Consider the following 338-nt stretch of genomic DNA (forward strand, 5'->3'; position numbering starts at 1 on the left):
ATCAAAGGTTGTTTTTACATATGGTTTAATGTAACAGGCTCTGATACCCATTTCTCGCATATATACACCTACAGTTCTTTGTGATATTTTTTCGCCTTTCTTTTGCATCTCTTTCGCTATCTTTGGTGCACCATAAATTTGATGATTATCATCATATATAGTTTGAATCGCTTGCATTCTCTCTTTCTTAGATATAGATTGCTTGCTTGGTTTTCGATGCAGATAATTGTAATATCCTGATTTTGACAAATGTAGCTTACTTAGCACTCCAGTCACCGAAAAGTCTTTGTCGACCTTAGACTCTTCAGAAACAAGACAGTACAGAACTTGTGTTATTC

1 protein-coding gene is annotated in these 338 nt (G+C 34.9%); it reads right to left on the bottom strand.

Annotation, left to right across the window (positions count from 1 at the left end):
* The coding region (locus KTQ83_RS12805; protein ID WP_425331035.1) for an IS3 family transposase at positions 1–177 on the bottom strand (177 nt) is incomplete at its 3' end.
* Between the last annotated feature and the right edge of the window lie 161 nt (positions 178–338).

Origin of the sequence: Holdemanella porci (assembly GCF_019052655.1) — a bacterium.
In the GTDB taxonomy this organism is placed as follows: domain Bacteria; phylum Bacillota_I; class Bacilli_A; order Erysipelotrichales; family Erysipelotrichaceae; genus Holdemanella; species Holdemanella hominis.